This is a genomic window from Salmonella sp. SAL04196 (assembly GCF_046550835.1).
GTDB classification, from domain to species: Bacteria; Pseudomonadota; Gammaproteobacteria; order Enterobacterales; family Enterobacteriaceae; genus Salmonella; species Salmonella enterica.
In genome coordinates, this window is the sequence record NZ_JBGDXE010000003.1 from 16,657 (window position 1) to 39,140 (window position 22,484).

29 protein-coding genes and 1 pseudogene are annotated in these 22,484 nt (G+C 52.5%); 24 read left to right on the top strand and 6 right to left on the bottom strand.

Going from position 1 to position 22,484, the window contains the following annotated elements:
• Nucleotides 1-68 precede the first annotated feature (68 nt).
• From rlmB to ACLJPE_RS12825, 9 genes and pseudogenes are all read left to right on the top strand, one after another.
• Nucleotides 69-800, top strand: a complete 732-nt coding sequence (gene rlmB, locus ACLJPE_RS12785; RefSeq protein ID WP_001293274.1) for a 23S rRNA (guanosine(2251)-2'-O)-methyltransferase RlmB — start codon at nt 69-71, stop codon at nt 798-800.
• 131 nt (nt 801-931) lie between these two features.
• A complete protein-coding gene (locus tag ACLJPE_RS12790; protein WP_001527172.1) occupies nt 932-1,336 on the top strand; it encodes a YjfI family protein in 405 nt (134 codons plus the stop codon).
• 14 nt (nt 1,337-1,350) lie between these two features.
• Nucleotides 1,351-2,049, top strand: a complete 699-nt coding sequence (locus ACLJPE_RS12795; protein ID WP_000511981.1) for a PspA/IM30 family protein — start codon at nt 1,351-1,353, stop codon at nt 2,047-2,049.
• Nucleotides 2,049-2,136 (top strand): annotated as a pseudogene (locus ACLJPE_RS12800) (hypothetical protein); the annotation flags it as partial. The gene ACLJPE_RS12795 and the pseudogene ACLJPE_RS12800, both read left to right, overlap by 1 nt.
• Before the next feature lie 121 nt (nt 2,137-2,257).
• Nucleotides 2,258-2,941: a YjfK family protein gene (locus ACLJPE_RS12805; protein WP_072102265.1), complete on the top strand. Its 684-nt coding sequence runs from the start codon at nt 2,258-2,260 to the stop codon at nt 2,939-2,941.
• A 17-nt stretch (nt 2,942-2,958) separates the two neighbouring features.
• Nucleotides 2,959-3,357, top strand: a complete 399-nt coding sequence (locus tag ACLJPE_RS12810) for a DUF350 domain-containing protein (RefSeq protein WP_000547736.1) — start codon at nt 2,959-2,961, stop codon at nt 3,355-3,357.
• Between the two features lie 9 nt (nt 3,358-3,366).
• A complete protein-coding gene (locus ACLJPE_RS12815) occupies nt 3,367-4,005 on the top strand; it encodes a DUF1190 domain-containing protein (RefSeq protein WP_031601793.1) in 639 nt (212 codons plus the stop codon).
• A gap of 2 nt (nt 4,006-4,007) precedes the next feature.
• On the top strand, nt 4,008-5,171 hold the full coding sequence (locus tag ACLJPE_RS12820) for a glutathionylspermidine synthase family protein (protein ID WP_039513722.1): 1,164 nt from the start codon (nt 4,008-4,010) through the stop codon (nt 5,169-5,171).
• 84 nt (nt 5,172-5,255) lie between these two features.
• Nucleotides 5,256-6,878 (top strand): isovaleryl-CoA dehydrogenase, encoded by a 1,623-nt coding sequence (locus tag ACLJPE_RS12825; RefSeq protein WP_023207459.1) that lies wholly within the window; start codon nt 5,256-5,258, stop codon nt 6,876-6,878.
• A 44-nt stretch (nt 6,879-6,922) separates the two neighbouring features.
• On the opposite strand, the gene yjfN is transcribed toward ACLJPE_RS12825, so the two are convergent.
• Entirely contained in the window at nt 6,923-7,198 is a 276-nt protein-coding gene (gene yjfN, locus ACLJPE_RS12830; protein ID WP_001518964.1) for a DUF1471 family protease activator YjfN, read from the bottom strand.
• Between the two features lie 130 nt (nt 7,199-7,328).
• Nucleotides 7,329-7,658, bottom strand: coding sequence for a biofilm peroxide resistance protein BsmA (bsmA, locus tag ACLJPE_RS12835; RefSeq protein WP_000586836.1), 330 nt, complete (start codon nt 7,656-7,658; stop codon nt 7,329-7,331).
• A gap of 183 nt (nt 7,659-7,841) precedes the next feature.
• Between bsmA and yjfP the strand changes: the two genes are divergently transcribed.
• Nucleotides 7,842-8,591: an esterase gene (gene yjfP / locus ACLJPE_RS12840; protein WP_031601791.1), complete on the top strand. Its 750-nt coding sequence runs from the start codon at nt 7,842-7,844 to the stop codon at nt 8,589-8,591.
• Here the strand turns inward: yjfP and ulaR are convergent.
• Nucleotides 8,588-9,343 (bottom strand): HTH-type transcriptional regulator UlaR, encoded by a 756-nt coding sequence (gene ulaR / locus ACLJPE_RS12845; protein ID WP_000133620.1) that lies wholly within the window; start codon nt 9,341-9,343, stop codon nt 8,588-8,590. The genes yjfP and ulaR overlap by 4 nt on opposite strands.
• A gap of 104 nt (nt 9,344-9,447) precedes the next feature.
• Complete coding sequence (ulaG, locus tag ACLJPE_RS12850) at nt 9,448-10,512, bottom strand: L-ascorbate 6-phosphate lactonase (protein ID WP_000049161.1); 1,065 nt, start codon at nt 10,510-10,512, stop codon at nt 9,448-9,450.
• Nucleotides 10,513-10,874: 362 nt separating this feature from the next.
• Between ulaG and ulaA the strand changes: the two genes are divergently transcribed.
• The 7 genes from ulaA to ACLJPE_RS12885 all read left to right on the top strand — a co-directional run bounded on the left by ulaA (nt 10,875) and on the right by ACLJPE_RS12885 (nt 15,926).
• Nucleotides 10,875-12,272, top strand: a complete 1,398-nt coding sequence (gene ulaA / locus ACLJPE_RS12855) for a PTS ascorbate transporter subunit IIC (protein ID WP_410966012.1) — start codon at nt 10,875-10,877, stop codon at nt 12,270-12,272.
• Between the two features lie 15 nt (nt 12,273-12,287).
• Nucleotides 12,288-12,593, top strand: a complete 306-nt coding sequence (ulaB, locus tag ACLJPE_RS12860) for a PTS ascorbate transporter subunit IIB (protein ID WP_000218358.1) — start codon at nt 12,288-12,290, stop codon at nt 12,591-12,593.
• Between the two features lie 9 nt (nt 12,594-12,602).
• A complete protein-coding gene (ulaC, locus tag ACLJPE_RS12865; RefSeq protein ID WP_000776531.1) occupies nt 12,603-13,067 on the top strand; it encodes a PTS ascorbate transporter subunit IIA in 465 nt (154 codons plus the stop codon).
• Between the two features lie 13 nt (nt 13,068-13,080).
• Nucleotides 13,081-13,731 carry a 3-keto-L-gulonate-6-phosphate decarboxylase UlaD gene (gene ulaD / locus ACLJPE_RS12870; RefSeq protein WP_000056761.1) on the top strand — a complete coding sequence of 217 codons (651 nt, stop codon included), beginning with the start codon at nt 13,081-13,083 and terminating at the stop codon, nt 13,729-13,731.
• A 9-nt stretch (nt 13,732-13,740) separates the two neighbouring features.
• Entirely contained in the window at nt 13,741-14,595 is an 855-nt protein-coding gene (gene ulaE / locus ACLJPE_RS12875; protein WP_000949530.1) for an L-ribulose-5-phosphate 3-epimerase UlaE, read from the top strand.
• Nucleotides 14,595-15,281: an L-ribulose-5-phosphate 4-epimerase gene (locus ACLJPE_RS12880; protein WP_001170774.1), complete on the top strand. Its 687-nt coding sequence runs from the start codon at nt 14,595-14,597 to the stop codon at nt 15,279-15,281. Before ulaE ends, ACLJPE_RS12880 begins: the two co-directional genes overlap by 1 nt.
• 87 nt (nt 15,282-15,368) lie before the next feature.
• Nucleotides 15,369-15,926 (top strand): YagU family protein, encoded by a 558-nt coding sequence (locus tag ACLJPE_RS12885; protein WP_000026294.1) that lies wholly within the window; start codon nt 15,369-15,371, stop codon nt 15,924-15,926.
• Between the two features lie 52 nt (nt 15,927-15,978).
• On the opposite strand, the gene yjfY is transcribed toward ACLJPE_RS12885, so the two are convergent.
• Entirely contained in the window at nt 15,979-16,254 is a 276-nt protein-coding gene (gene yjfY / locus ACLJPE_RS12890) for a DUF1471 family protein YjfY (RefSeq protein WP_023215145.1), read from the bottom strand.
• Between the two features lie 386 nt (nt 16,255-16,640).
• On the opposite strand from yjfY, the gene rpsF reads away from it, so the two are divergent.
• From rpsF to ACLJPE_RS12915, 5 genes are all read left to right on the top strand, one after another.
• Entirely contained in the window at nt 16,641-17,036 is a 396-nt protein-coding gene (rpsF, locus tag ACLJPE_RS12895; RefSeq protein WP_001216673.1) for a 30S ribosomal protein S6, read from the top strand.
• 6 nt (nt 17,037-17,042) lie between these two features.
• A complete protein-coding gene (priB, locus tag ACLJPE_RS12900) occupies nt 17,043-17,357 on the top strand; it encodes a primosomal replication protein N (RefSeq protein WP_001519453.1) in 315 nt (104 codons plus the stop codon).
• Between the two features lie 4 nt (nt 17,358-17,361).
• Nucleotides 17,362-17,589: a 30S ribosomal protein S18 gene (gene rpsR / locus ACLJPE_RS12905; RefSeq protein WP_000135199.1), complete on the top strand. Its 228-nt coding sequence runs from the start codon at nt 17,362-17,364 to the stop codon at nt 17,587-17,589.
• A 41-nt stretch (nt 17,590-17,630) separates the two neighbouring features.
• Nucleotides 17,631-18,080, top strand: coding sequence for a 50S ribosomal protein L9 (rplI, locus tag ACLJPE_RS12910; protein ID WP_001196065.1), 450 nt, complete (start codon nt 17,631-17,633; stop codon nt 18,078-18,080).
• 147 nt (nt 18,081-18,227) lie between these two features.
• Nucleotides 18,228-19,154 (top strand): DMT family transporter, encoded by a 927-nt coding sequence (locus ACLJPE_RS12915; RefSeq protein WP_000381075.1) that lies wholly within the window; start codon nt 18,228-18,230, stop codon nt 19,152-19,154.
• 49 nt (nt 19,155-19,203) lie between these two features.
• Here ACLJPE_RS12915 and ACLJPE_RS12920 read toward each other — a convergent pair whose 3' ends face one another.
• Entirely contained in the window at nt 19,204-19,839 is a 636-nt protein-coding gene (locus ACLJPE_RS12920) for an OapA family protein (protein WP_001119446.1), read from the bottom strand.
• A 219-nt stretch (nt 19,840-20,058) separates the two neighbouring features.
• On the opposite strand from ACLJPE_RS12920, the gene fklB reads away from it, so the two are divergent.
• Complete coding sequence (fklB, locus tag ACLJPE_RS12925; RefSeq protein ID WP_000235164.1) at nt 20,059-20,679, top strand: FKBP-type peptidyl-prolyl cis-trans isomerase; 621 nt, start codon at nt 20,059-20,061, stop codon at nt 20,677-20,679.
• Nucleotides 20,680-20,974: 295 nt separating this feature from the next.
• Complete coding sequence (gene cycA, locus ACLJPE_RS12930) at nt 20,975-22,384, top strand: D-serine/D-alanine/glycine transporter (protein WP_000228322.1); 1,410 nt, start codon at nt 20,975-20,977, stop codon at nt 22,382-22,384.
• The last annotated feature ends 100 nt before the right edge of the window (nt 22,385-22,484 follow it).

Consider the following 22,484-nt stretch of genomic DNA (forward strand, 5'->3'; position numbering starts at 1 on the left):
GAGGGTGAATTATCTGTAGGCCGGGCAAGCGTAGCGCCCCCGGCAAAACGTAAACAATGAGTACATTAATGAGCGAAATGATTTACGGCATCCACGCAGTGCAGGCCCTGCTGGAGCGCGCCCCTGAACGTTTTCAGGAAGTCTTTATTTTAAAAGGCCGTGAAGATAAACGTCTGTTGCCGCTGATCCACGCCCTTGAGTCCCAGGGCGTGGTTATCCAGCTGGCAAACCGCCAATATCTCGACGAGAAAAGCGACGGTGCCGTGCATCAGGGCATTATCGCTCGCGTGAAACCAGGCCGGCAGTATCAGGAAAACGATCTGCCGGATCTGATCGCATTACACGATCGCCCCTTTTTGTTGATCCTCGATGGCGTCACCGATCCGCATAATCTTGGCGCCTGTCTGCGCAGCGCCGATGCCGCAGGCGTACATGCGGTAATCGTGCCGAAAGACCGCTCCGCGCAACTTAACGCGACGGCGAAGAAAGTCGCCTGCGGCGCAGCGGAAAGCGTGCCGTTGATCCGCGTCACCAACCTGGCGCGCACGATGCGCATGTTGCAGGAAGAGAATATCTGGATTGTCGGAACGGCGGGCGAGGCTGACCATACGCTGTATCAGAGCAAAATGCCTGGCCGCATGGCGCTGGTCATGGGCGCAGAAGGTGAAGGTATGCGTCGTCTGACCCGTGAGCACTGCGATGAGCTGATCAGCATTCCTATGGCCGGTAGCGTGTCGTCGCTGAATGTCTCTGTGGCGACCGGGATTTGTCTGTTTGAAGCCGTTCGCCAGCGCACCTGACGCTAATAGTATTTTTTAAGAAAAAACCATCCATAATCGGATGGTTTTTTTTTATCTTTGGCTGGTAATATATAAAACAAAATCTACCCTGTAATTTCCTTTATTTATAAAAAAGAGATAGAGATAATAATATGGCATGGACTCCACGGACGCTGGCGGATGCATTAAACAACATCGCTGAATTAAATATTGATATAGAAAATAATGAATCTTCATTAATAATAAAAATGAATGATTATGGCGATTTACCACTGGCGGTTTTATTTACCTCGCAACAAATAGTTATCGAGACTTATATCTGTCCGGTAAATACGATTAGAGATACCGCGGAATTTAATCTTTTCTTGCTGAGAAATCAGAAGATTTTACCGCTGTCTTCGGTCGGTATTACCCAGGTAAAACAGGAGGAATATTATGTCGCTTTTGGCGCGTTGTCGTTAAATTCGTCGCTTGCCGACGTGACGCTGGAAATCACCACGCTTGTAGAAAATGCGTTGGATATCGCTGAAATAACACAAGTCTATTCACAGGAATAATACAGGCGGCTTACATGGGAATTTTAAAAAGTTTGTTCACGTTAGGTAAATCATTCGTTGCTCAGGCAGAAGAGGCCATTGATGAAGCACAGGGTGTACGTATGCTGGAGCAGCATATTCGCGACGCAAAAGCCGAGCTGGATAAAGCGGGTAAATCCAGAGTGGATTTATTGGCGCGGGTGAAACTAAGCCATGACAAGCTGAATGATTTACGTGAGCGTAAAGCCAGCCTTGAAACGCGGGCGTTGGCGGCAATGAGTAAGAATGTCGACGCCGCTTTACTCAACGAAGTGGCGGAAGAAATAGCCCGTCTGGAAAATGCCATTCTTGCCGAAGAACAGGTGCTGACTAATCTGGAAGCCTCTCGTGATGCGGTAGAGAAGGCCGTAACGGCGACAGGCCAGCGGATTGCGCAGTTTGAGCAGCAACTTGAAGTGGTTAAGGCGACAGAAGCCATGCAGCGCGCCCAGCAGGCGGTGACGACTTCGACCGTCGGAGCCGCGTCGAATGTGTCTACGGCGGCGGAGTCGCTTAAACGTTTACAAACGCGTCAGGCTGAACGCCAGGCCCGGCTGGATGCCGCCGCGCAGCTGGAAAAAGTCGCCGATGGACGCGACCTGGACGAAAAACTGGCGCAGGCCGGTATTGGCGCAACCAATAAAAGCAATGCTCAGGATGTGTTGGCGCGTTTACAGCGTCAACAAGGCGAATAATGCTCTTTACATGGATGGTCAAAACCTGCCAGCGTCATTTGTCCAGACTGACCTGGCCTGTTTATCGGGCAGTATCTGCTTTGTTATCGGTAGCGCGAAAGCGCGCTACCGTGCTGAGCTCGTCGCTTTCATACGAGACGGCACATGAATGCGCGATCTCAAATGGCATTATGCCTAACGACAATCGCATTCTGGCTGAAGAGGTCGCATGGCAAGAGATAGAGGTTCCCCTATGATGCAATTTTTTCAGCGTTTGCTCGGTAAAACAAGCGCGCCAGCGCCGATTCGCGGACCATTAGGATTACATCTTAACGCCGGTTTCACGCTGGATACGCTGGCATTCCGGCTACTGAAGTCGTCGTTGCTGGTAGAGCTACCGGGTGAAAAATACACTGTCGCGGCAGCGAGTCGCATAGATTTAGGCGGCGGCAGTCAGATTTTTCGCTACTACACTTCTGGCGATGAGTTTCTGCAAATTAACACCACTGGCGGCACGGATGTTGACGACATTGATGACATCAAACTCTTTGTATATGAGGAAAGTTTCGGTATTAACGAGGAACATCACTGGCGTTCAGCCATTGCGCCAGCGGCAATAGGGCCGATGACGCTCAACTGGCAAGAACGGCGCTGGCAGCGCTTTTTTAACCATGAAGAGCCGGGCAATATTGAACCTGTCTACATGCTGGAAAAGGTTGAAAATCAGCAGGCAGAGAAATGGGACGTTCACAATTTTACGATGGGCTTCCAGCGCCAGGTGACGGATGACGCCTGGGAGTATCTTCTATTGAACGGGGAAGAATCATTTAACGAACGCGGTGAGCCTGAATGGGTGTTTTCGCGCGCGCTCGGCGTGGACATCCCGCTCACCTCACTGACGGTTATTGGTTAAGCACATACAGGACAATTATGCATATACTGGACGCATTACTGGCTTTCTGCGCCTATTTTTTTATTGGCGCGGCAATGGTCATCGCATTTCTTTTTATTTACTCAAAGATAACGCCGCATAATGAATGGCAGTTGATAAAAAATAACAATACTGCGGCATCGCTGGCCTTTAGCGGTACGTTGCTGGGCTATGTCATCCCCTTATCCAGCGCGGCGATAAACTCGGTCAGCATCCCGGACTATTTTGCCTGGGGCGGCATTGCGCTGGTGATTCAACTGCTGATTTATGGCTGCGTAAGGTTATACATGCCTACGCTGAGCGAAAAAATTATTCATCACAACGTGGCGGCGGGGCTATTTATGGGAACCGCAGCGCTGGCTGGCGGTATTTTTAACGCTGCCTGTATGACATGGTAACGGAAGATCATGGCAAAAAAACGAAAATCCAGAAGAACATCCGGCGTAGGCCATTCGGCAATAAGACGGATAGCCGAACCGGTTAATCCCTTTGAGCGGCAACGAAATCGCTACACGCCAAAATGCCTGACGCTGGCGATTATGGGCGGAGCGGCCTTTTTTCTCCTGAAAGGGTGCGGTGATGGCGGCAATACTGACAACGACGGCGATGGGACGTTTTACGCCACGGTGAACGACTGTATTGACGATGGCAATAGTGCCAGCGTTTGCGCTGACGGCTGGAATAATGCGAAAACAGAATTTTACGCGAATGTGCCTAAGCAATTGACGCAGGAGCGCTGTCAGTCGCAGTTTGGCGATTGCTACTTTGATAGCACCGATCGGAGTTGGGTTCCGGTATTAAGCGGCTTTTTGCTCAGCCGCGCGATTCGTCAAAACCGTGACGAACAATACATCTATAGCAGCGGCGGTTCATCCTACGCCTCCCGTCCCGTCTGGCGCACCACGTCCGGCGATTATGCGTGGCGCAGCGGTACCGGGAAAAGCGATACCGCGACCAGCCCTGGTTATATCACACGGAAAGCGTCCACCGTCTCCCGCGGCGGCTATGGCCGTTCTTCCAGCGCCCGCGGGCACTGGGGAGGCTAACCATGCTACGACATAACGTATCGGTACGCCGGGATCTGGATAAGATCGCCTGCGATCACGGTTTTGACTTTCATGTTATCGATAACGAAATTTACTGGGATGAAAGCCGGGCCTACCGTTTTACATTACGGCAAATTGAAGAACAGATCGAAAAACCGACCGCAGAGCTTCATCAGATGTGTCTGGAGATTGTCGAGCGGGCCGTCCGGGATGAGCAGATCATGCAGCAGCTGGCGATCCCGCCATTGTACTGGGATGTCATCGCCGAAAGTTGGCGCAGCCGCGATCCTTCGCTTTACGGGCGGATGGATTTCGTCTGGTGCGGCAAAGATCCGGTTAAATTGCTGGAATACAACGCGGATACGCCGACATCGCTCTATGAATCCTCCTACTTTCAATGGCTATGGCTGGAGGATGCTCGTCGTAGCGGCGCCATTCCGCGTGATGCCGATCAATACAACGCGATACAGGAGCGGCTGATCGCCCGCTTCAGCGAGCTATACAGTCGGGAACCGCTCTACTTTTGCTGTTGTGAAGATACCGACGAAGATCGTACGACGGTGCTGTACCTTCAGGATTGCGCGCAGCAGGCGGGCCAGGAAACGCGATTTATCTATATTGAAGAACTGGGGCTTGGCGTAGGCGGCGTGCTGACCGATCTGGACGATAACGTGATTCGCCGCGCCTTTAAGCTCTACCCGCTGGAATGGATGATGCGCGACGACAACGGCCCGCTACTGCGAAAACGGCGTGAGCAATGGATTGAGCCATTGTGGAAAAGTATTCTGAGTAACAAAGGGCTGTTGCCGTTATTGTGGCGCTTTTTCCCAGGCCATCCGAATCTGCTGCCGGCCTGGTTTGAGGGCGAAAAATCGCTCGCAGCGCCAGGTGAAAGCAGCGTGCGGAAGCCGATTTATTCACGTGAAGGCGGCAACGTCACGATTTTCGACGAGCGGCAAAATGTTATCGATCATGCCGACGGCGACTACGCTGACGAGCCGATGATTTACCAGGCGTTTCAGCCTTTGCCGCGCTTTGGCGATAGCTATACGCTGATTGGCAGTTGGATCATTGACGATGAAGCCGCCGGGATGGGGATTCGCGAGGACAATACGCTAATTACCAAGGACACTTCCCGTTTCGTCCCACATTATATTGCCGGTTAATCATACTTTTGTGATCTTGCTCCGGCGTCAATGGCGCAGTCATGACCATACTTGACTTCAGCGCCATTGAAGGAGGGAGACACCATGTCCTGGCAAACACATACCGTCTTTAATCAACCTGCTCCGCTCAATAACAGTAACTTATTCCTGTCTGATGGCGCGCTGTGTGAAGCGGTTTCCCGGGAAGGCGCGGGATGGGATAGCGATCTTCTCGCCAGCATTGGCCAACAACTGGGAACGGCGGAATCACTGGAACTGGGTCGTCTGGCGAACGCGCATCCTCCTGAGTTGCTGCGTTACGATCCCCTGGGACAGCGTCTGGATGACGTTCGCTTTCATCCCGCCTGGCATCTGTTGATGCAGGGGCTTTGCGCCAATCGGGTACATAATCTGGCCTGGGAGGAGGAGGCAAGGGCGGGAAGCTTTGTCGCCCGGGCGGCGCGTTTTGTGTTACATGCTCAGGTAGAAGCGGGAACACTCTGTCCTGTCACGATGACCTTTGCCGCGACACCGTTGCTATTGCAGATGCTTCCCGCCACTTTCCATGACTGGCTGGTGCCGCTGCGCAGCGATCGCTACGATTCGCATTTGCTGCCGGGCGGGCAAAAACGGGGCCTGCTTATCGGCATGGGAATGACGGAAAAGCAGGGCGGATCGGACGTACTCAGTAATACGACCCACGCGGAGCGGCTGGCGGATGATTCATATCGGCTGGTGGGACATAAATGGTTTTTCTCTGTGCCGCAAAGTGATGCGCACCTCGTGCTGGCGCAGGCAAAAGGAGGACTATCCTGTTTCTTTGTGCCGCGTTTCCTGCCAGACGGGCAACGGAACTCTGTTCGTCTTGAACGCCTGAAAGATAAACTCGGTAATCGATCTAATGCCAGCGCCGAAGTCGAGTTTCAGGATGCCGTCGGCTGGCGGCTGGGAGAAGAGGGCGAAGGAATTCGGCATATCTTAAAGATGGGCGGTATGACGCGTCTTGACTGCGCGCTCGGGAGTCATGGCTTAATGCGGCGTGCGTTTTCAGTCGCGATTTACCATGCTCATCAGCGTCAGGCTTTTGGTAAGCCGCTGATCGAACAACCGTTGATGCGACAAACCTTAAGTCGTATGGCGCTATGCCTGGAGGGGCAGACGGCGCTTTTGTTTCGGCTGGCGCGCGCCTGGGAGCAACGTCGCGAGGCGAAAGAGGCATTATGGGCGCGATTATTCACGCCAGCGGCGAAATTCGCCATCTGTAAGCAGGGAATCCCTTTTGTGGCAGAGGCGATGGAGGTTCTCGGCGGGATGGGGTATTGCGAAGAGAGCGAACTCCCGCGCCTGTACCGTGAAATGCCGGTGAACAGTATCTGGGAAGGTTCCGGCAATATCATGTGTCTGGATGTACTTCGAGTGCTGACAAAACAACACGGCGTCGATGACGTATTGAGTGAAGCTTTTGCGGAAGTCAAAGGTCAGGATCGCCATTACGACCGCGCGGTACGTCAGCTACAGCAACGTTTACGCAAACCGGACGAAGCAATGGGCAGAGAGATTACGCAGCAGCTTTTCCTGCTGGGATGCGGAGCGGAAATGCTGCGTCATGCCTCGCCGCCGCTGGCGCAAGCGTGGTGTCAGATGATGCTAGATACACGCGGCGAAATGCCGCTGCCTGCCCAGGTGCAAAATGATTTACTGTTAAGGGCGACCGGGGGACTGCGGTAACGTTTGGCCTGTAGTACATGCCATCCGGCGCGAGCCACGCGGCATCAGGCATAGAGTATCGCCTGTACGCGCCAGTTATCCGACTGTTGTTCTTCATACATTTGAATAATTCTGTACCAGGACGCACCCTGTTCATCGGCTTTCAGGGCGATAATCCGCTCTACATCCTGTGGGTTTCCTGCAACATTACTGACCGAGATCAGGCCGATTTCATTCAGACCCGTTACGCAGTCAGCACTGGCGAATTCGGCAGACTGTGCCGTCGTACTCACCAGTCCGGCAGAAAGCAGCAGTGAGGATAAGGCAAGTTCTTGTTTCATCGTCAGCTCCTTATTACATACCCCGCATTTAACAGGACGCTCCATCACGGTAAACCTGTTTGTTTATTGTGCACAGGTAAACGCATAGGGACGCAAAGCAATGTAAAACTGACTAAAAATCAATCTACTGTTATTGACGATACAAAATGGCTTGTGAATACCACTGGCCGGTTACAACCGTTTCATCAACCATTAAGATAACGTAATAATCGGCTTTCGCAGCGACGGCTTTCGCTCTGATTTCATCTATAGCATCATCCGGGGAGCCCCGAACCAGCGCGCTTACGGTCCCCATCCGCTGTAGTCCTTGCGTTTGATCGCGACGGATTTCCTGCGGGTGATCGGCGACAGGCGGCGCAGGTTGCGGCGTACCCTGCAGCACGCTACACGCGCTTAATAACAGCGCTGCTATCAATGAAGCAAACCGACGCATAACTCTATCTCGTTTCCTGATAATCATAGTGTAATGCCTTATTGATTTCCCTTTAGGGGGAATGTTCCCGAAGTGTTACCTGTCACGCGATTTTCGAATGAAAACGTTGCGAAAGCGTAACCCAGTTCTCAAACATTATGAATTATTGCGCTATCCATAAACTTGCGTTAAGTATTTCTCCGTGGCATACCGGATAAAAAGGAGAGAATAATGATAGCGATTGAAACACGACAATTAGCCGGAGGCGTCGTACTACATGCCTTCCCGGAAGGGAAACGCGCCGTGCCGCTTCCCTGTGTGGTGTTCTATCATGGCTTCACCTCCTCCAGCCTGGTTTATAGTTATTTTGCCGTTGCCCTGGCACAGGCAGGATTCCGGGTAGTCATGCCGGATGCGCCGGAGCATGGCGCTCGCTTCGGCGGCGACTCACAGGGACGGATACGCCGATTCTGGCAGATTCTGCACCAAAACATGCAGGAATTTACGACGTTACGTGCGGCGATTCAGGCGGAAAATTGGCTACTTGACGGGCGGTTAGCGGTGGGCGGCGCATCCATGGGCGGTATGACGGCGCTGGGCATTATGACGCGTCACCGGGAGGTAAAATGCGGGGCCAGTTTAATGGGGTCGGGCTATTTTACCGGGCTCGCCCGGACGCTTTTCCCGCCGTTATCCCCGCAGAACCCGGCGCAGCAGGCGGAATTCGACAATATCATCGCGCCGCTACGTGAATGGGAAGTCACACACCAGTTAGAGCAACTGGCCGACAGGCCGCTTCTGTTGTGGCATGGTCAGGAGGATGACGTGGTGCCTGCTATCGAAACCTTCCGGCTCCAGCAGGCACTCGCCGGGGCGAAGCTGGATAAGCATGTGACCTGTTTATGGGCCGCAGGCGTGCGGCATCGCATTACGCCAGAAGCGTTGTCGGCGACGGTAGCGTTTTTCCGACAGTATCTTTAAACGCGGAGTATGCTTACACCCTGGGCTTCAAGCTGTTGCAAAACCTGCGGATTGGCATTTTTGCCGGTAATCAGCATAGCGATCTGATCGGCGCGGCTGAACAGCATTCCCGCGCGCTCGCCAATTTTACTGCTATCGACCAGCGCGACCAGTTTCCCGACGACGCTGAGCATTTTTTGTTCCGCCATGGCGGTTAGCATATCGGTTTTGTACAGGCCATCCGCGGTTAAGCCCTTTCCGCTGGTAAACATCCAGTGGCCCGCATAGAGACTGTTTTCGCTTCCCTGCGGGCTCAGGGTAATCGACTGGCTTTTATTATACTGACCCCCCATGATAATCACGCTTTCATGTTCTTGATCGATAAGATAATTCGCCAGCGGCAGATAGTTGGTAATGATCTGTACTGGCTTCCCGCACATTTCACGCCCCAGCAGGAAAGCGGTGGAGCCGCAGTTAATCACTACGCTTTCTCCCGGGTTCACCAGCTGCGACGCCGCTTTCGCGATGCGTACTTTTTCATCGTGGTTTTGCGCCTGGTGCAGATTCATCGGCGTCCAGCGGGGCCGCTGTTGGGTAATGGCCTCTGCGCCGTTGCGCACTTTTTTAAGTTTCCCGCTTTCGTCGAGCTTGTTGATGTCGCGGCGCGCTGTCGCCGGGGAGATCCCCAGACGCTCAATCACGTTTTCGACGGTAACAAAGCCCAACTGTGCCAGCATATCCAGCAGTATTTGATGTCTTTGTGCTTCAGTCATGAGCTATTCCGATACAAATTGATTTGAAAAGATGATATTTGAAATAGCCTGGAAATACTAAAGTAAATGGAAAAAATGCCGGGTAATCCCGGCATGATATCGACTCACAGGAAGGATTTGAACGGTAGATCGGGTTCAATGGTAAAGCAATCGTCAAACCCACGCGGATAGTGGTATTCGAAATTGTCTTTATCCAGCGGCCAGGTAAACTTGCCGCCAACCTGCCAGATAAACGGTTTAAAACCATACTTCAGGCGATCTTTCTTCATTTCCCATAGCACGCGGATCTCTTGCGGATCGGCCTGGAAGTTCGACCAGATATCGTGATGGAACGGGATCACCACTTTGGTATTCAGCGATTCCGCCATGCGTAAAATATCCGCGCTGGTCATTTTGTCCGTAATACCGCGCGGGTTTTCACCGTAAGAACCGAGCGCGACATCAATTTGATGTTCGTTGCCGTGTTTCGCGTAGTAGTTGGAATAGTGAGAATCGCCGCTGTGATAGAGATTGCCGCCCGGCGTTTTAAACAGATAGTTAACCGCGCGTACATCCATGCCGTCCGGCAGTACGCCAGCGGCTTTCTGATCGGCGGGCAGGGTGATTAATGCGGTACGGTCAAAGGCATCAAGCGCATGAATTTCAATATCTTTCACTTTCACGACATCGCCCGGTTTTACCACGATGCAGCGTTCTTTCGGCACGCCCCAGCCAACCCATAAATCCACGCAGGTCTGCGGGCCGATAAACGGAACATCATCGGCGCAATTCTGCATTACGGCAGCCGCGACATTGACATCAATGTGATCGTTATGGTCGTGGGTCGCCAGTACGGCGTCAATTTGACGGATAGCGAAAGGATCGAGAACAAACGGCGTAGTGCGCAGGTTAGGCTGTAATTTTTTGACGCCAGCCATACGCTGCATCTGATGGCCGGTTTTCATCAACGGATTACCGTGGCTCTGTTTACCGGTACCGCACCAGAAATCGACGCATACGTTAGTGCCGCCTTCAGATTTTAGCCAGATACCGGTACAGCCCAGCCACCACATAGCGAACGTACCCGGCGCGACCTGCTCTTGCTCAATCTCTTCGTTCAGCCAGCTTCCCCACTCCGGAAACGTGCTCAGAATCCATGATTCACGCGTGATGCTTTGTACTTTACTCATCGCATTTACCTTCATGTTTGTTCAAAATGGTTCAAAACGTGATTTGTTTTGATTAATCCTGACACTATTTTCTCAAGAAGGCAATGGGCTATTTTTTGACTTTTGGGTAGAGGAGAACGCAGTCAGAAGAAAATTTAATCTTTTCTGGCGTCATGGGGATGTATTCATCTTTATGATTTTACTTATTTTAATGAAGAAATGAGTTATTTATAAGTAAACCATGTATTAAGTGTGCTAATTATTTGCGCGCTACGTCACATTTAATCAAATTCAATCTTGTTGTGATTACTTTTGAAAATTACAGTGGAGGGACATTATTCTGAGCGCCTGCGACTCAGCAACCTTGTCTACCGGAGATCGTTATGGAGATCCTCTACAACATCTTTACCATTTTCTTTAATCAGGTAATGACCAATGCCCCGCTATTACTGGGTATTGTGACCTGCCTGGGCTATATCCTGCTGCGTAAAAGCGTCAGCGTGATCATCAAAGGGTCGATCAAAACCATCATTGGCTTCATGCTGCTACAGGCCGGGTCCGGCATTCTGACCAGCACCTTTAAACCGGTGGTGGCGAAAATGTCTGAGGTCTACGGCATCAACGGCGCGATTTCCGATACCTATGCTTCGATGATGGCAACGATCGAACGGATGGGTGATGCGTATAGTTGGGTAGGCTACGCGGTGTTGCTCGCGCTGGCGCTGAATATTTGTTACGTCTTGTTGCGACGCATTACCGGTATTCGCACCATCATGTTGACCGGGCACATCATGTTCCAGCAGGCGGGGCTGATTGCGGTCTCTTTCTATATCTTCGGCTATTCCATGTGGACCACCATTATCTGCACGGCGATACTGGTTTCCCTGTACTGGGGTATTACCTCCAACATGATGTATAAGCCGACTCAGGAAGTGACCGATGGCTGTGGTTTCTCTATTGGTCACCAGCAGCAGTTTGCTTCCTGGATTGCCTATAAAGTCGCGCCGTTCCTGGGCAAAAAAGAGGAAAGCGTTGAAGACCTCAAACTGCCGGGCTGGCTGAATATTTTCCACGACAACATCGTCTCCACGGCGATTGTAATGACCATCTTCTTTGGTGCCATTCTGCTCTCCTTCGGTATCGACACCGTGCAGGCGATGGCGGGCAAAGTGCACTGGACGGTCTACATCCTGCAAACCGGTTTCTCCTTTGCGGTGGCGATCTTCATCATCACTCAGGGCGTGCGCATGTTTGTGGCAGAACTCTCTGAGGCCTTTAACGGTATCTCCCAGCGTCTGATTCCGGGCGCAGTACTGGCGATTGACTGTGCGGCTATTTATAGCTTCGCGCCGAACGCGGTGGTCTGGGGCTTTATGTGGGGCACCATTGGTCAGCTGATTGCGGTTGGCATCCTGGTTGCCTGCGGCTCCTCGATCCTGATTATTCCTGGCTTTATCCCGATGTTCTTCTCTAACGCCACTATCGGCGTGTTCGCTAACCACTTCGGCGGCTGGCGTGCGGCGCTGAAAATTTGTCTGGTGATGGGGATGATTGAAATCTTTGGTTGCGTCTGGGCGGTGAAACTCACCGGTATGAGTGCCTGGATGGGTATGGCGGACTGGTCGATTCTGGCACCGCCGATGATGCAGGGCTTCTTCTCCCTCGGTATCGCCTTTATGGCCGTCATCATTGTAATTGCACTGGCTTATATGTTCTTCGCTGGCCGCGCACTGCGCGCAGAAGAAGATGCAGAAAAACAACTGGCAGAACAGTCTGCTTAATAAGGAGTTTTGATTATGACCGTACGTATTCTGGCTGTGTGTGGCAACGGACAAGGCAGTTCCATGATCATGAAAATGAAAGTGGACCAGTTTTTAACCCAATCAAACATTGACCACACGGTAAACAGCTGCGCGGTTGGCGAGTACAAAAGCGAGTTGAGCGGCGCGGATATCATCATCGCTTCTACCCATATTGCAGGCGAAATCAGCGTGACCGGCAACAAATATGTGGTTGGCGTGCGCAACATGCTCTCTCCAGCTGACTTCGGCCCGAAACTGCTGGAAGTGATCAAAGAACATTTCCCGCAAGATGTGAAGTAAGGATGCAACATGAAATTACGTGATTCACTGGCGGAGAATAATTCTATCCGCCTGCAGGCTGAAGCGAATACCTGGCAGGAAGCCGTCAAGATCGGCGTCGATTTACTGGTGGCTGCCGACGTGGTGGAGCCGCGCTATTACCAGGCCATTCTCGATGGCGTTGAGCAGTTTGGCCCCTATTTTGTGATTGCCCCCGGCCTGGCGATGCCGCATGGCCGCCCGGAAGAAGGGGTCAAGAAAACCGGTTTTTCTCTGGTGACCCTGAAAAAGCCGCTGGAGTTCAACCACGAAGATAACGATCCGGTGGATATTCTGATCACCATGGCGGCAGTAGACGCCAATACCCATCAGGAAGTAGGCATCATGCAGATCGTTAATCTGTTTGAAGACGAAGCCAATTTTGACCGTTTACGCGCCTGCCGTACCGCGCAGGAAGTCCTGGATCTCATTGACCGCACCAACGCGGCAGCTTAAGAAGGAATTGAACATGTCATTACCGATGTTGCAAGTCGCGCTGGACAACCAGACTATGGATAGCGCCTATGAAACCACTCGCCTGATTGCCGAAGAAGTCGATATCATTGAAGTGGGCACCATTCTGTGCGTGGGCGAAGGCGTGCGCGCCGTTCGCGACCTGAAAGCGCTCTATCCGCACAAAATCGTGCTGGCGGACGCCAAAATTGCCGATGCCGGTAAAATCCTCTCCCGTATGTGTTTCGAAGCCAACGCGGACTGGGTAACGGTCATTTGCTGCGCTGACATCAACACTGCGAAAGGTGCGCTGGATGTGGCAAAAGAGTTCAACGGCGACGTGCAGATCGAGCTGACCGGTTACTGGACCTGGGAACAGGCGCAGCAGTGGCGTGATGCGGGCATTCAGCAAGTGGTTTATCACCGCAGCCGTGACGCGCAGGCCGCAGGCGTGGCGTGGGGCGAGGCGGATATTACCGCGATTAAGCGGCTGTCCGATATGGGCTTTAAAGTGACCGTGACCGGCGGGCTGGCGCTGGAAGACCTGCCGCTGTTCAAAGGCATTCCGATCCATGTCTTTATCGCGGGGCGCAGCATTCGCGATGCCGAATCGCCGGTAGAAGCCGCACGGCAGTTCAAACGCTCCATTGCCCAACTGTGGGGCTAAGGAGCGGCTATGCTGTCGAAACAAATTCCGCTCGGCATCTATGAAAAAGCGCTCCCTGCTGGGGAGTGCTGGCTGGAGCGCCTGCGGCTAGCGAAAACGCTGGGTTTTGACTTCGTTGAAATGTCGGTGGACGAGACCGACGCCCGACTGGCGCGGCTCGACTGGAGTCGCGAGCAGCGCCTGGCGCTGGTGAGCGCGGTTGCTGAAACCGGCGTGCGCGTGCCGTCCATGTGTCTGAGCGCGCATCGTCGTTTTCCACTCGGTAGCGAAGATGACGCGGTACGGGCGCAGGGGCTGGAGATTATGCGTAAAGCGATTCAGTTTGCGCAGGACGTCGGGATTCGCGTCATTCAACTGGCGGGGTACGACGTTTACTATCAGCAGGCCAACGACGAAACGCGTTGCCGCTTCCGCGATGGGTTAAAAGAGAGCGTTGATATGGCCAGCCGCGCCCAGGTGACGCTGGCGATGGAGATCATGGACTACCCGCTGATGAATTCCATCAGTAAAGCGCTGGGCTATGCTCACTACCTCAATAACCCGTGGTTCCAGCTCTATCCGGATATCGGCAATCTGTCTGCCTGGGATAACGACGTACAGATGGAGCTACAGGCGGGAATCGGGCATATCGTCGCGGTACACGTCAAAGATACTAAACCCGGCGTGTTCAAAAATGTGCCGTTTGGCGAAGGCGTTGTCGATTTCGAACGCTGCTTCGAAACGCTCAAACAGAGTGGCTATTGCGGGCCCTATCTGATTGAGATGTGGAGCGAAACAGCAGAGAACCCGGCGGCAGAGGTAGCGAAAGCGCGTGACTGGGTGAAAGCGCGCATGGCCAGCGCCGGTCTGGTGGAGGCAGCCTAATGCAAAAACTCAAGCAGCAGGTATTTGACGCTAACATGGATTTGCCCCGTTATGGACTGGTGACGTTTACCTGGGGCAACGTCAGCGCTATCGATCGCGAACGCGGGCTGGTGGTAATTAAGCCAAGCGGTGTCGCCTATGAAACCATGCAGGCAGATGACATGGTGGTGGTGGATATGGATGGCAAAGTGGTGGGGGGAGGTTATCGTCCTTCTTCCGATACCGCTACCCATCTGGCGCTGTATCAACGCTATCCGTCGCTTGGCGGCGTCGTTCATACCCACTCCACCCACGCCACGGCATGGGCGCAGGCGGGGATGGCTATTCCAGCGCTCGGCACCACGCACGCGGACTATTTCTTTGGCGATATTCCTTGTACCAGAGCGTTAAGCGAAGAAGAAGTGCAGGGCGAGTACGAGCTGAACACCGGTAAGGTGATTATCGAAACGCTGGGCGAGGTGGAACCGCTGCATACGCCAGGCATTGTCGTGTATCAACACGGGCCGTTCGCCTGGGGGAAAGATGCGCACGATGCGGTACATAACGCGGTCGTCATGGAGGAAGTGGCGCGAATGGCGTGGATTGCGCGCGGTATTAACCCTGGCCTCAACCCCATCGACGATTATCTGATGAACAAGCACTTCATGCGTAAGCATGGCCCGAATGCGTATTACGGGCAGAAGTAAAACAACGCTCCGGGATCCTATCCCTCAGGGATGTAATTGGTCAGATTCCGGAGCTTCTTTCATAACACTCTATAGAATCATACTACTGTGTCTATCAACGGATTGTTTGTTAAAACTGACCCACAGCGGCGTCGGTATGGAGTAGCTGCGTTAATTGGTTTTGCAGCGGGTATTATTTCAGCATTTGTAAAATGGGGCGCGGAAGTTCCTTTACCGCCGCGAACGTTTTCCGGCGGGCGCGATGAGTTTAATCCACCGTATATTTTTTTGCGGGATTATTTAGGCATTGACCCAACACAAACGGTTTATACCTTTTCTGAGCATGTTATTAACCCTGTGATGGTAACTCACATTATCTTTTCGCTGGTGTTCGCAATAGGTTACTGCGTCGTCGCGGAAATTTTCCCGAAAGTTAAATTATGGCAGGGGATACTGGCGGGGCTGATTGTTACGGTTGTCGTGCATGGCATATTCTGCCCGGCGCTGAACTTAACGCCTCCGCTTACACAACTTCCTTTTGACGAGTACGCTTCTGAAATTCTGGGACATGTATTTTGGTTTTGGGTGATTGAATTAATGCGCCGCGATCTGCGAAACCGCATAACGCATGAGCCGGATGCCGAAGTGCCATTAACAACCCGATAAGCGAAAAAAATGCCCCCTGACCAGGGGGCAAAACTATGGCATTTTCCTGATACTAGCGATAAATCTCCGCGCTGGCATGCATGTTGCCGTTACTACCGGGCTCCCGTAACAAAATCGGGTGGTAGTACGTTGCGCCTCGCGCATCAGTTTCTTCTTTCAGCGCCTGGCGGGCCTCGCTTTCGGTCGCGAAATTATGGTTTATGTAAATCACGCCTAAGCTCTGTATATCGTCCATATTTCTGACCTGACGATTATCAATTTCAATGGCTGCCATTGTATTTACGCTGAGCAAAAATCCAGCCAGAAGGGGGAAAATACGGAAGAACATAGTGACCTCCTCGGCGGCGGTTGCTGACCTGGCCCTGCCTCCTTTTTTGTGAACCTCTGATGTTATTTTAATCGCTACCAGCAGGAGCGATAGCGACCATTTCTGATGCAGTTGTTCAAAAAATTACCGCATTTCCCGCTTCTGCCTGATAAATCGTCAACTCGCTAGCTGTTATGGTGGTTAACAGGTCGGTATCTCAGCCTTAATCTTTTACATTTCAGAACTGATCGGCAGGCACATAAATAATCGAACTATTGCCTTGAGTTTCGCCGGGCGTGTCAGTATTATAACGCGTCATTTTTCAGCCGACCTTTAACACGTTCCTTGCCTCCATGGGCCGCGGCTGACCCAGACAGGAGGCTGAATAATCCGTAAGGAGCAATTCGATGCGTCATTACGAAATCGTTTTTATGGTCCATCCTGACCAGAGCGAACAGGTTCCGGGCATGATCGAGCGTTACTCTGCCGCCATCACTGGCGCAGAAGGCAAGATCCACCGTCTGGAAGACTGGGGCCGCCGTCAGCTGGCTTACCCGATCAACAAACTGCACAAAGCGCACTATGTTCTGATGAACGTTGAAGCGCCGCAGGAAGTGATCGATGAGCTGGAAACTACCTTCCGCTTCAACGATGCCGTTATCCGCAGCATGGTTATGCGTACTAAGCACGCTGTTACCGAAGCTTCTCCGATGGTTAAAGCGAAAGACGAGCGCCGTGAGCGTCGCGATGATTTCGCTAACGAAACCGCAGATGATGCTGAAGCTGGGGATTCTGAAGAGTAATTTCTGATGACCAACCGTCTGGCGTTGTCCGGCACCGTGTGCAGGGCCCCCCTTCGAAAGGTCAGTCCATCAGGAATTCCGCATTGCCAGTTCGTGCTTGAGCATCGTTCTGTGCAAGAGGAAGCCGGCTTTCACCGGCAGGCGTGGTGCCAAATGCCCGTTATTGTTAGCGGACACGAAAACCAGGCCATTACTCACAGTATAACGGTCGGCAGCCGCATAACCGTTCAGGGGTTTATCTCTTGCCACAAGGCAAAGAACGGTCTGAGCAAAATGGTTCTGCATGCCGAGCAGATTGAATTGATAGATTCTGGAGACTAGCCATATGGCACGTTATTTCCGTCGTCGCAAGTTCTGCCGTTTCACCGCGGAAGGCGTTCAAGAGATCGACTATAAAGATATCGCTACGCTGAAAAACTACATCACCGAAAGCGGTAAGATTGTCCCAAGCCGTATCACCGGTACCCGTGCAAAATACCAGCGTCAGCTGGCTCGCGCTATCAAACGCGCTCGCTACCTGTCTCTGCTGCCGTACACTGATCGCCATCAGTAATCGGTCACGGTCCATTAATACGACTTTGAGAGGATAAGGTAATGCAAGTTATTCTGCTTGATAAAGTAGCAAACCTGGGTAGCCTGGGTGATCAGGTTAACGTTAAAGCGGGCTATGCTCGTAACTTCCTGGTACCACAGGGTAAAGCTGTTCCGGCTACCAAGAAAAACGTTGAATACTTCGAAGCACGTCGCGCTGAACTGGAAGCTAAACTGGCTGACGTTCTGGCTGCTGCAAATGCACGCGCAGAGAAAATCAACGCCCTGGAAACCGTTACTATCGCGTCTAAAGCAGGCGACGAAGGTAAACTGTTCGGTTCCATCGGTACTCGCGACATCGCTGACGCTGTGACTGCAGCTGGCGTTGACGTGGCTAAGAGCGAAGTTCGTCTGCCGAACGGCGTTCTGCGTACCACTGGCGAACACGAAGTGAACTTCCAGGTTCACAGCGAAGTATTCGCAAAAGTTATCATCAACGTGGTTGCTGAGTAATCAGGCATTCTCGTTTTTGCTAGCAACGAAACGTCGGCCCAGCGCCGACGTTTTGCTTTTTTAACCCCATCGCTTTTCGACTGGCTATCTCCCCCTCTTTTCGCGATAATCAAAAATAAAACATTATTTTAATTTCTTGGTGAAAGAATGGATACCCAACGCCAGGCCTCCCCGTTTGCCCGCAAAAACGTCGTTTATGTGTGTGCCGCATTTTGTTGCCTGCTATGGGGCAGCGCTTATCCAGCCATCAAAAGCGGTTATGACCTCTTTCAGATAGCCACCGACGATATCCCTTCTAAAATTGTTTTTGCTGGTTATCGTTTTTTGTTTGCGGGTGGGTTGCTGCTACTGTTCGCGTTGCTTCAGCGTAAACCGATTGGTCGGTTTCGTCCGCGCCAGTTTGCTCAGTTAACGTTACTGGGGCTGACTCAGACGTCGCTGCAATATCTCTTTTTCTATATCGGCCTTGCGTTTACCTCCGGCGTGAAAGGCTCAATCATGAACGCGACAGGCACATTCTTCAGCGTATTGCTGGCGCATTTTATTTATCAGAACGACCGATTGAGCTACAACAAAACGCTCGGCTGTATTCTGGGCTTTGCGGGCGTCATGGTGGTGAACGTCAGCAACGGCCTGGATTTCAGCTTTAATCTGCCGGGAGAAGGCTCCGTGGTGCTGGCGGCGTTTATTCTTTCTGCGGCCACGTTGTATGGCAAACGTCTCTCGCAGACGGTCGATCCGATGGTCATGACTGGCTATCAATTGGGGATTGGCGGTCTGGTACTGGTCATTGGCGGCTACGTTTTTGGCGGTACGCTGACGATACATGGCTTCTCGTCGGTGGCGATTTTAGTCTACCTGACGTTGCTCTCGTCGGTCGCTTTTGCGCTATGGAGCATTTTACTCAAATATAATCGCGTGGGGATGATTGCGCCGTTTAACTTTCTGATCCCGGTTTCCGGCGCTGCTCTTTCGGCTATTTTCCTCGGCGAGAATATTCTGGAGTGGAAATACATGATTGCGCTGGTGCTGGTGTGTTCGGGGATTTGGTGGGTGAATAAGGTGAAGCGGTAATGCTTCACCTGAACGAATAGGGTATAGGCGGGGTAAGGCGTAGCCGGCGTTACTGTGCGCGAATAAAACTGCCGTCAGGCTGACGCGTAAACAGCACCTGTTGGCCGTTATCGCCATCTATCGTTAAACCTGTCACCACCCCGCTGGCATTCTGGCGAATTTTAATCATTTGACCATTTTTGAGATTACTCAGCGGCTTGCCAGCGCCTTCTACCTGCGCCATTGCATAAACGTCTGTTGGGGGAAGTCCGTGGTCACGGAACAGTTGCGCCAGAGTTTTACCAGGCTCTACCCGGTACGAGCGCCACTGTTGACCGATGCCGCTATCCTGCTGGAAAGGCTGCGTTTGCGGCTGGTTTTGTTCTTCCGGCTGGCCTTCCTGGATAGGTTCCGGCGCAACGGGCGCCACCTGATCCGGATCGTTTTGCGGCGCGACCAGTTGCGCCTGAAGCTGGGCCTCCGTCGGCGGCTGTGATTGCGATTGCAGATCCAATTGCGCTTCCCGCGTGACGACAGGCGAGTCGCTGGTCTCGCTGGCGGGCAGCAGGAAACCGATCACCAGCACGATAGCGGCAATGATAATGCCACGACGATGCATAGGCGGCAGCGGCTCCATGATGCGAAAATTATCCGGCGCGTGCCAGATTTTCGCCAGGGTTGGTTTTAATTCAAAGCGCCCGGGCATGGTTTACCTCCTGCTCCGCATCTCGTTCCTTAATCATAGAGTATAGATGGCTAACGCTATGATACTGGTAGTGCTATCCGCTTTCGTGACATCAATACGGATAATCTATTGTTTCTTTTTCCCTGCGATTTGTCATCCTCCCTGAGACAAAGTTTTACCAGAAGAAGCGTGGCTGTTATGCTGCCCGCTACTTTTTTGATATCCGATGAAGGAAAAATAATGGCCACCCCGACTTTTGACACTATTGAAGCGCAAGCGAGCTATGGCATTGGTTTGCAGGTAGGGCAGCAGCTTAGCGAATCCGGTCTTGAAGGGCTATTGCCTGAAGCGCTGGTTGCAGGTATTGCTGATGCGCTGGAAGGTAAACACCCGGCGGTTCCTGTTGATGTGGTGCATCGCGCGCTGCGTGAAATTCATGAGCGTGCGGACACGGTGCGTCGTGAGCGTTTCAAAGCGATGGCGGCCGAAGGCGTGAAATACCTGGAAGAAAACCGCGAAAAAGACGGTGTGAACAGTACTGAATCTGGTTTACAGTTCCGCGTTCTGACGCAGGGCGAAGGCGCGATTCCGGCGCGTACCGACCGCGTACGCGTGCATTACACCGGTAAGCTTATTGATGGCACCGTATTTGACAGCTCCGTCGCGCGCGGCGAACCGGCTGAATTCCCGGTAAATGGCGTGATCGCCGGCTGGATTGAAGCGCTGACTCTGATGCCGGTAGGTTCCAAATGGGAACTGACTATCCCACAGGAGCTGGCCTATGGCGAGCGTGGGGCCGGGGCATCTATTCCGCCATTCAGCACCCTGGTGTTTGAGGTGGAACTGCTGGAAATTCTCTAAGCGCTCCGGGTTTGCCGGATGACGGCGTAAACGCCTTATCCGGCAACCCTGACTTCAGCAGATGCCAATATTTTATTTTGCAAATGGCGTCGTTACGTGTATTTTTGTGAGCTAATTCGCATTATCAAAGTGATATAACACTCATTTTAAACATAAAATTAACATTGTATTTGAATCTTAGTATTCATCCCGCCGATTCTTACCTAATATCGATGAGTCCTGATAACAGGATCGTCGTATCATAGACCAAAGGCCGTAGAGCCCGCACAACACAGACAGGTACAGGAAGAAAAACATGGTAGATCAGGTAAAAGTCGCAGCCGACGAACAGGCTCCGGCTGAACAGTCGCTACGGCGCAATCTTACAAACCGTCATATACAGCTTATCGCTATTGGCGGCGCTATTGGTACCGGTCTGTTTATGGGATCGGGTAAAACGATCAGTCTCGCCGGACCGTCGATCATTTTTGTGTATATGATCATCGGTTTTATGCTTTTTTTCGTGATGCGCGCCATGGGGGAATTGCTGCTCTCGAATCTGGAATATAAATCGTTTAGCGATTTTGCTTCCGACCTGCTTGGCCCCTGGGCGGGATATTTCACCGGCTGGACGTACTGGTTTTGCTGGGTAGTGACCGGTATGGCTGACGTGGTGGCGATTACCGCCTACGCGCAGTTCTGGTTTCCCGGCCTTTCCGATTGGGTCGCCTCGCTGGCGGTAGTGATCCTGCTGCTAAGCCTCAACCTCGCCACCGTTAAAATGTTTGGTGAAATGGAATTTTGGTTTGCTATGGTCAAAATCGTCGCCATCGTGGCGTTGATTGTGGTCGGGCTGGTCATGATTGCGATGCACTTTAAATCGCCGACAGGCGTTGAAGCGTCTTTTGCGCATCTGTGGAATGACGGCGGCTGGTTCCCGAAAGGTATTAGCGGGTTCTTTGCCGGTTTCCAGATTGCGGTGTTCGCCTTCGTGGGCATTGAGCTGGTCGGTACTACCGCCGCAGAAACTAAAGATCCGGAAAAATCGCTGCCGCGCGCGATTAACTCAATACCGATCCGTATCATCATGTTCTACGTCTTTGCGCTGATTGTCATTATGTCGGTGACGCCGTGGAGTTCCGTGGTGCCGGATAAGAGCCCGTTTGTTGAGCTGTTTGTACTGGTGGGTCTGCCTGCCGCCGCTAGCGTGATCAACTTTGTTGTGCTGACCTCGGCGGCGTCTTCCGCCAACAGCGGCGTCTTCTCGACCAGCCGTATGCTGTTTGGCCTGGCGCAAGAAGGCGTGGCGCCAAAAGCGTTCGCTAAGCTATCGAAACGCGCGGTACCGGCGAAAGGCCTGACCTTCTCCTGTATCTGCCTGCTGGGCGGCGTGGTTATGCTGATGGTCAACCCGAGCGTGATTGGCGCATTCACCATGATCACTACGGTTTCGGCTATCCTGTTTATGTTTGTCTGGACCATCATTCTGTGTTCATACCTGGTGTACCGCAAAAAGCGTCCCCACTTGCATGAAAAATCCATCTATAAGATGCCGCTCGGTAAGCTGATGTGCTGGGTCTGTATGGCGTTCTTTGCGTTCGTGCTGGTATTACTGACGCTGGAAGACGATACGCGCCAGGCGCTGATCGTGACGCCGCTGTGGTTTATCGCGTTGGGTCTGGGCTGGCTGTTGATAGGTAAGAAACGGATGGCGGGAATGCGTTAATTGTTTTGCCCGGTAGCGCTGGCGCTTACCGGGCTTACAGCGTAGCGTTGATTTGTAGGCCGGATAAGGCGCGGTTTACAGCCGCCATCCGGCAAAATGC

What these genes read in the sequence shown, in the direction of transcription:
- rlmB (WP_001293274.1), top strand. Translation starts at nt 69, where the DNA reads ATGAGCGAAATGATTTACGGCATCCACGCAGTGCAGGCCCTGCTGGAG.
- ACLJPE_RS12790 (WP_001527172.1), top strand. Translation starts at nt 932, where the DNA reads ATGGCATGGACTCCACGGACGCTGGCGGATGCATTAAACAACATCGCT.
- ACLJPE_RS12795 (WP_000511981.1), top strand. Translation starts at nt 1,351, where the DNA reads ATGGGAATTTTAAAAAGTTTGTTCACGTTAGGTAAATCATTCGTTGCT.
- ACLJPE_RS12805 (WP_072102265.1), top strand. Translation starts at nt 2,258, where the DNA reads ATGGCAAGAGATAGAGGTTCCCCTATGATGCAATTTTTTCAGCGTTTG.
- ACLJPE_RS12810 (WP_000547736.1), top strand. Translation starts at nt 2,959, where the DNA reads ATGCATATACTGGACGCATTACTGGCTTTCTGCGCCTATTTTTTTATT.
- ACLJPE_RS12815 (WP_031601793.1), top strand. Translation starts at nt 3,367, where the DNA reads ATGGCAAAAAAACGAAAATCCAGAAGAACATCCGGCGTAGGCCATTCG.
- ACLJPE_RS12820 (WP_039513722.1), top strand. Translation starts at nt 4,008, where the DNA reads ATGCTACGACATAACGTATCGGTACGCCGGGATCTGGATAAGATCGCC.
- ACLJPE_RS12825 (WP_023207459.1), top strand. Translation starts at nt 5,256, where the DNA reads ATGTCCTGGCAAACACATACCGTCTTTAATCAACCTGCTCCGCTCAAT.
- yjfN (WP_001518964.1), bottom strand. Translation starts at nt 7,198, where the DNA reads ATGAAACAAGAACTTGCCTTATCCTCACTGCTGCTTTCTGCCGGACTG.
- bsmA (WP_000586836.1), bottom strand. Translation starts at nt 7,658, where the DNA reads ATGATTATCAGGAAACGAGATAGAGTTATGCGTCGGTTTGCTTCATTG.
- yjfP (WP_031601791.1), top strand. Translation starts at nt 7,842, where the DNA reads ATGATAGCGATTGAAACACGACAATTAGCCGGAGGCGTCGTACTACAT.
- ulaR (WP_000133620.1), bottom strand. Translation starts at nt 9,343, where the DNA reads ATGACTGAAGCACAAAGACATCAAATACTGCTGGATATGCTGGCACAG.
- ulaG (WP_000049161.1), bottom strand. Translation starts at nt 10,512, where the DNA reads ATGAGTAAAGTACAAAGCATCACGCGTGAATCATGGATTCTGAGCACG.
- ulaA (WP_410966012.1), top strand. Translation starts at nt 10,875, where the DNA reads ATGGAGATCCTCTACAACATCTTTACCATTTTCTTTAATCAGGTAATG.
- ulaB (WP_000218358.1), top strand. Translation starts at nt 12,288, where the DNA reads ATGACCGTACGTATTCTGGCTGTGTGTGGCAACGGACAAGGCAGTTCC.
- ulaC (WP_000776531.1), top strand. Translation starts at nt 12,603, where the DNA reads ATGAAATTACGTGATTCACTGGCGGAGAATAATTCTATCCGCCTGCAG.
- ulaD (WP_000056761.1), top strand. Translation starts at nt 13,081, where the DNA reads ATGTCATTACCGATGTTGCAAGTCGCGCTGGACAACCAGACTATGGAT.
- ulaE (WP_000949530.1), top strand. Translation starts at nt 13,741, where the DNA reads ATGCTGTCGAAACAAATTCCGCTCGGCATCTATGAAAAAGCGCTCCCT.
- ACLJPE_RS12880 (WP_001170774.1), top strand. Translation starts at nt 14,595, where the DNA reads ATGCAAAAACTCAAGCAGCAGGTATTTGACGCTAACATGGATTTGCCC.
- yjfY (WP_023215145.1), bottom strand. Translation starts at nt 16,254, where the DNA reads ATGTTCTTCCGTATTTTCCCCCTTCTGGCTGGATTTTTGCTCAGCGTA.
- rpsF (WP_001216673.1), top strand. Translation starts at nt 16,641, where the DNA reads ATGCGTCATTACGAAATCGTTTTTATGGTCCATCCTGACCAGAGCGAA.
- priB (WP_001519453.1), top strand. Translation starts at nt 17,043, where the DNA reads ATGACCAACCGTCTGGCGTTGTCCGGCACCGTGTGCAGGGCCCCCCTT.
- rpsR (WP_000135199.1), top strand. Translation starts at nt 17,362, where the DNA reads ATGGCACGTTATTTCCGTCGTCGCAAGTTCTGCCGTTTCACCGCGGAA.
- rplI (WP_001196065.1), top strand. Translation starts at nt 17,631, where the DNA reads ATGCAAGTTATTCTGCTTGATAAAGTAGCAAACCTGGGTAGCCTGGGT.
- ACLJPE_RS12915 (WP_000381075.1), top strand. Translation starts at nt 18,228, where the DNA reads ATGGATACCCAACGCCAGGCCTCCCCGTTTGCCCGCAAAAACGTCGTT.
- ACLJPE_RS12920 (WP_001119446.1), bottom strand. Translation starts at nt 19,839, where the DNA reads ATGCCCGGGCGCTTTGAATTAAAACCAACCCTGGCGAAAATCTGGCAC.
- fklB (WP_000235164.1), top strand. Translation starts at nt 20,059, where the DNA reads ATGGCCACCCCGACTTTTGACACTATTGAAGCGCAAGCGAGCTATGGC.
- cycA (WP_000228322.1), top strand. Translation starts at nt 20,975, where the DNA reads ATGGTAGATCAGGTAAAAGTCGCAGCCGACGAACAGGCTCCGGCTGAA.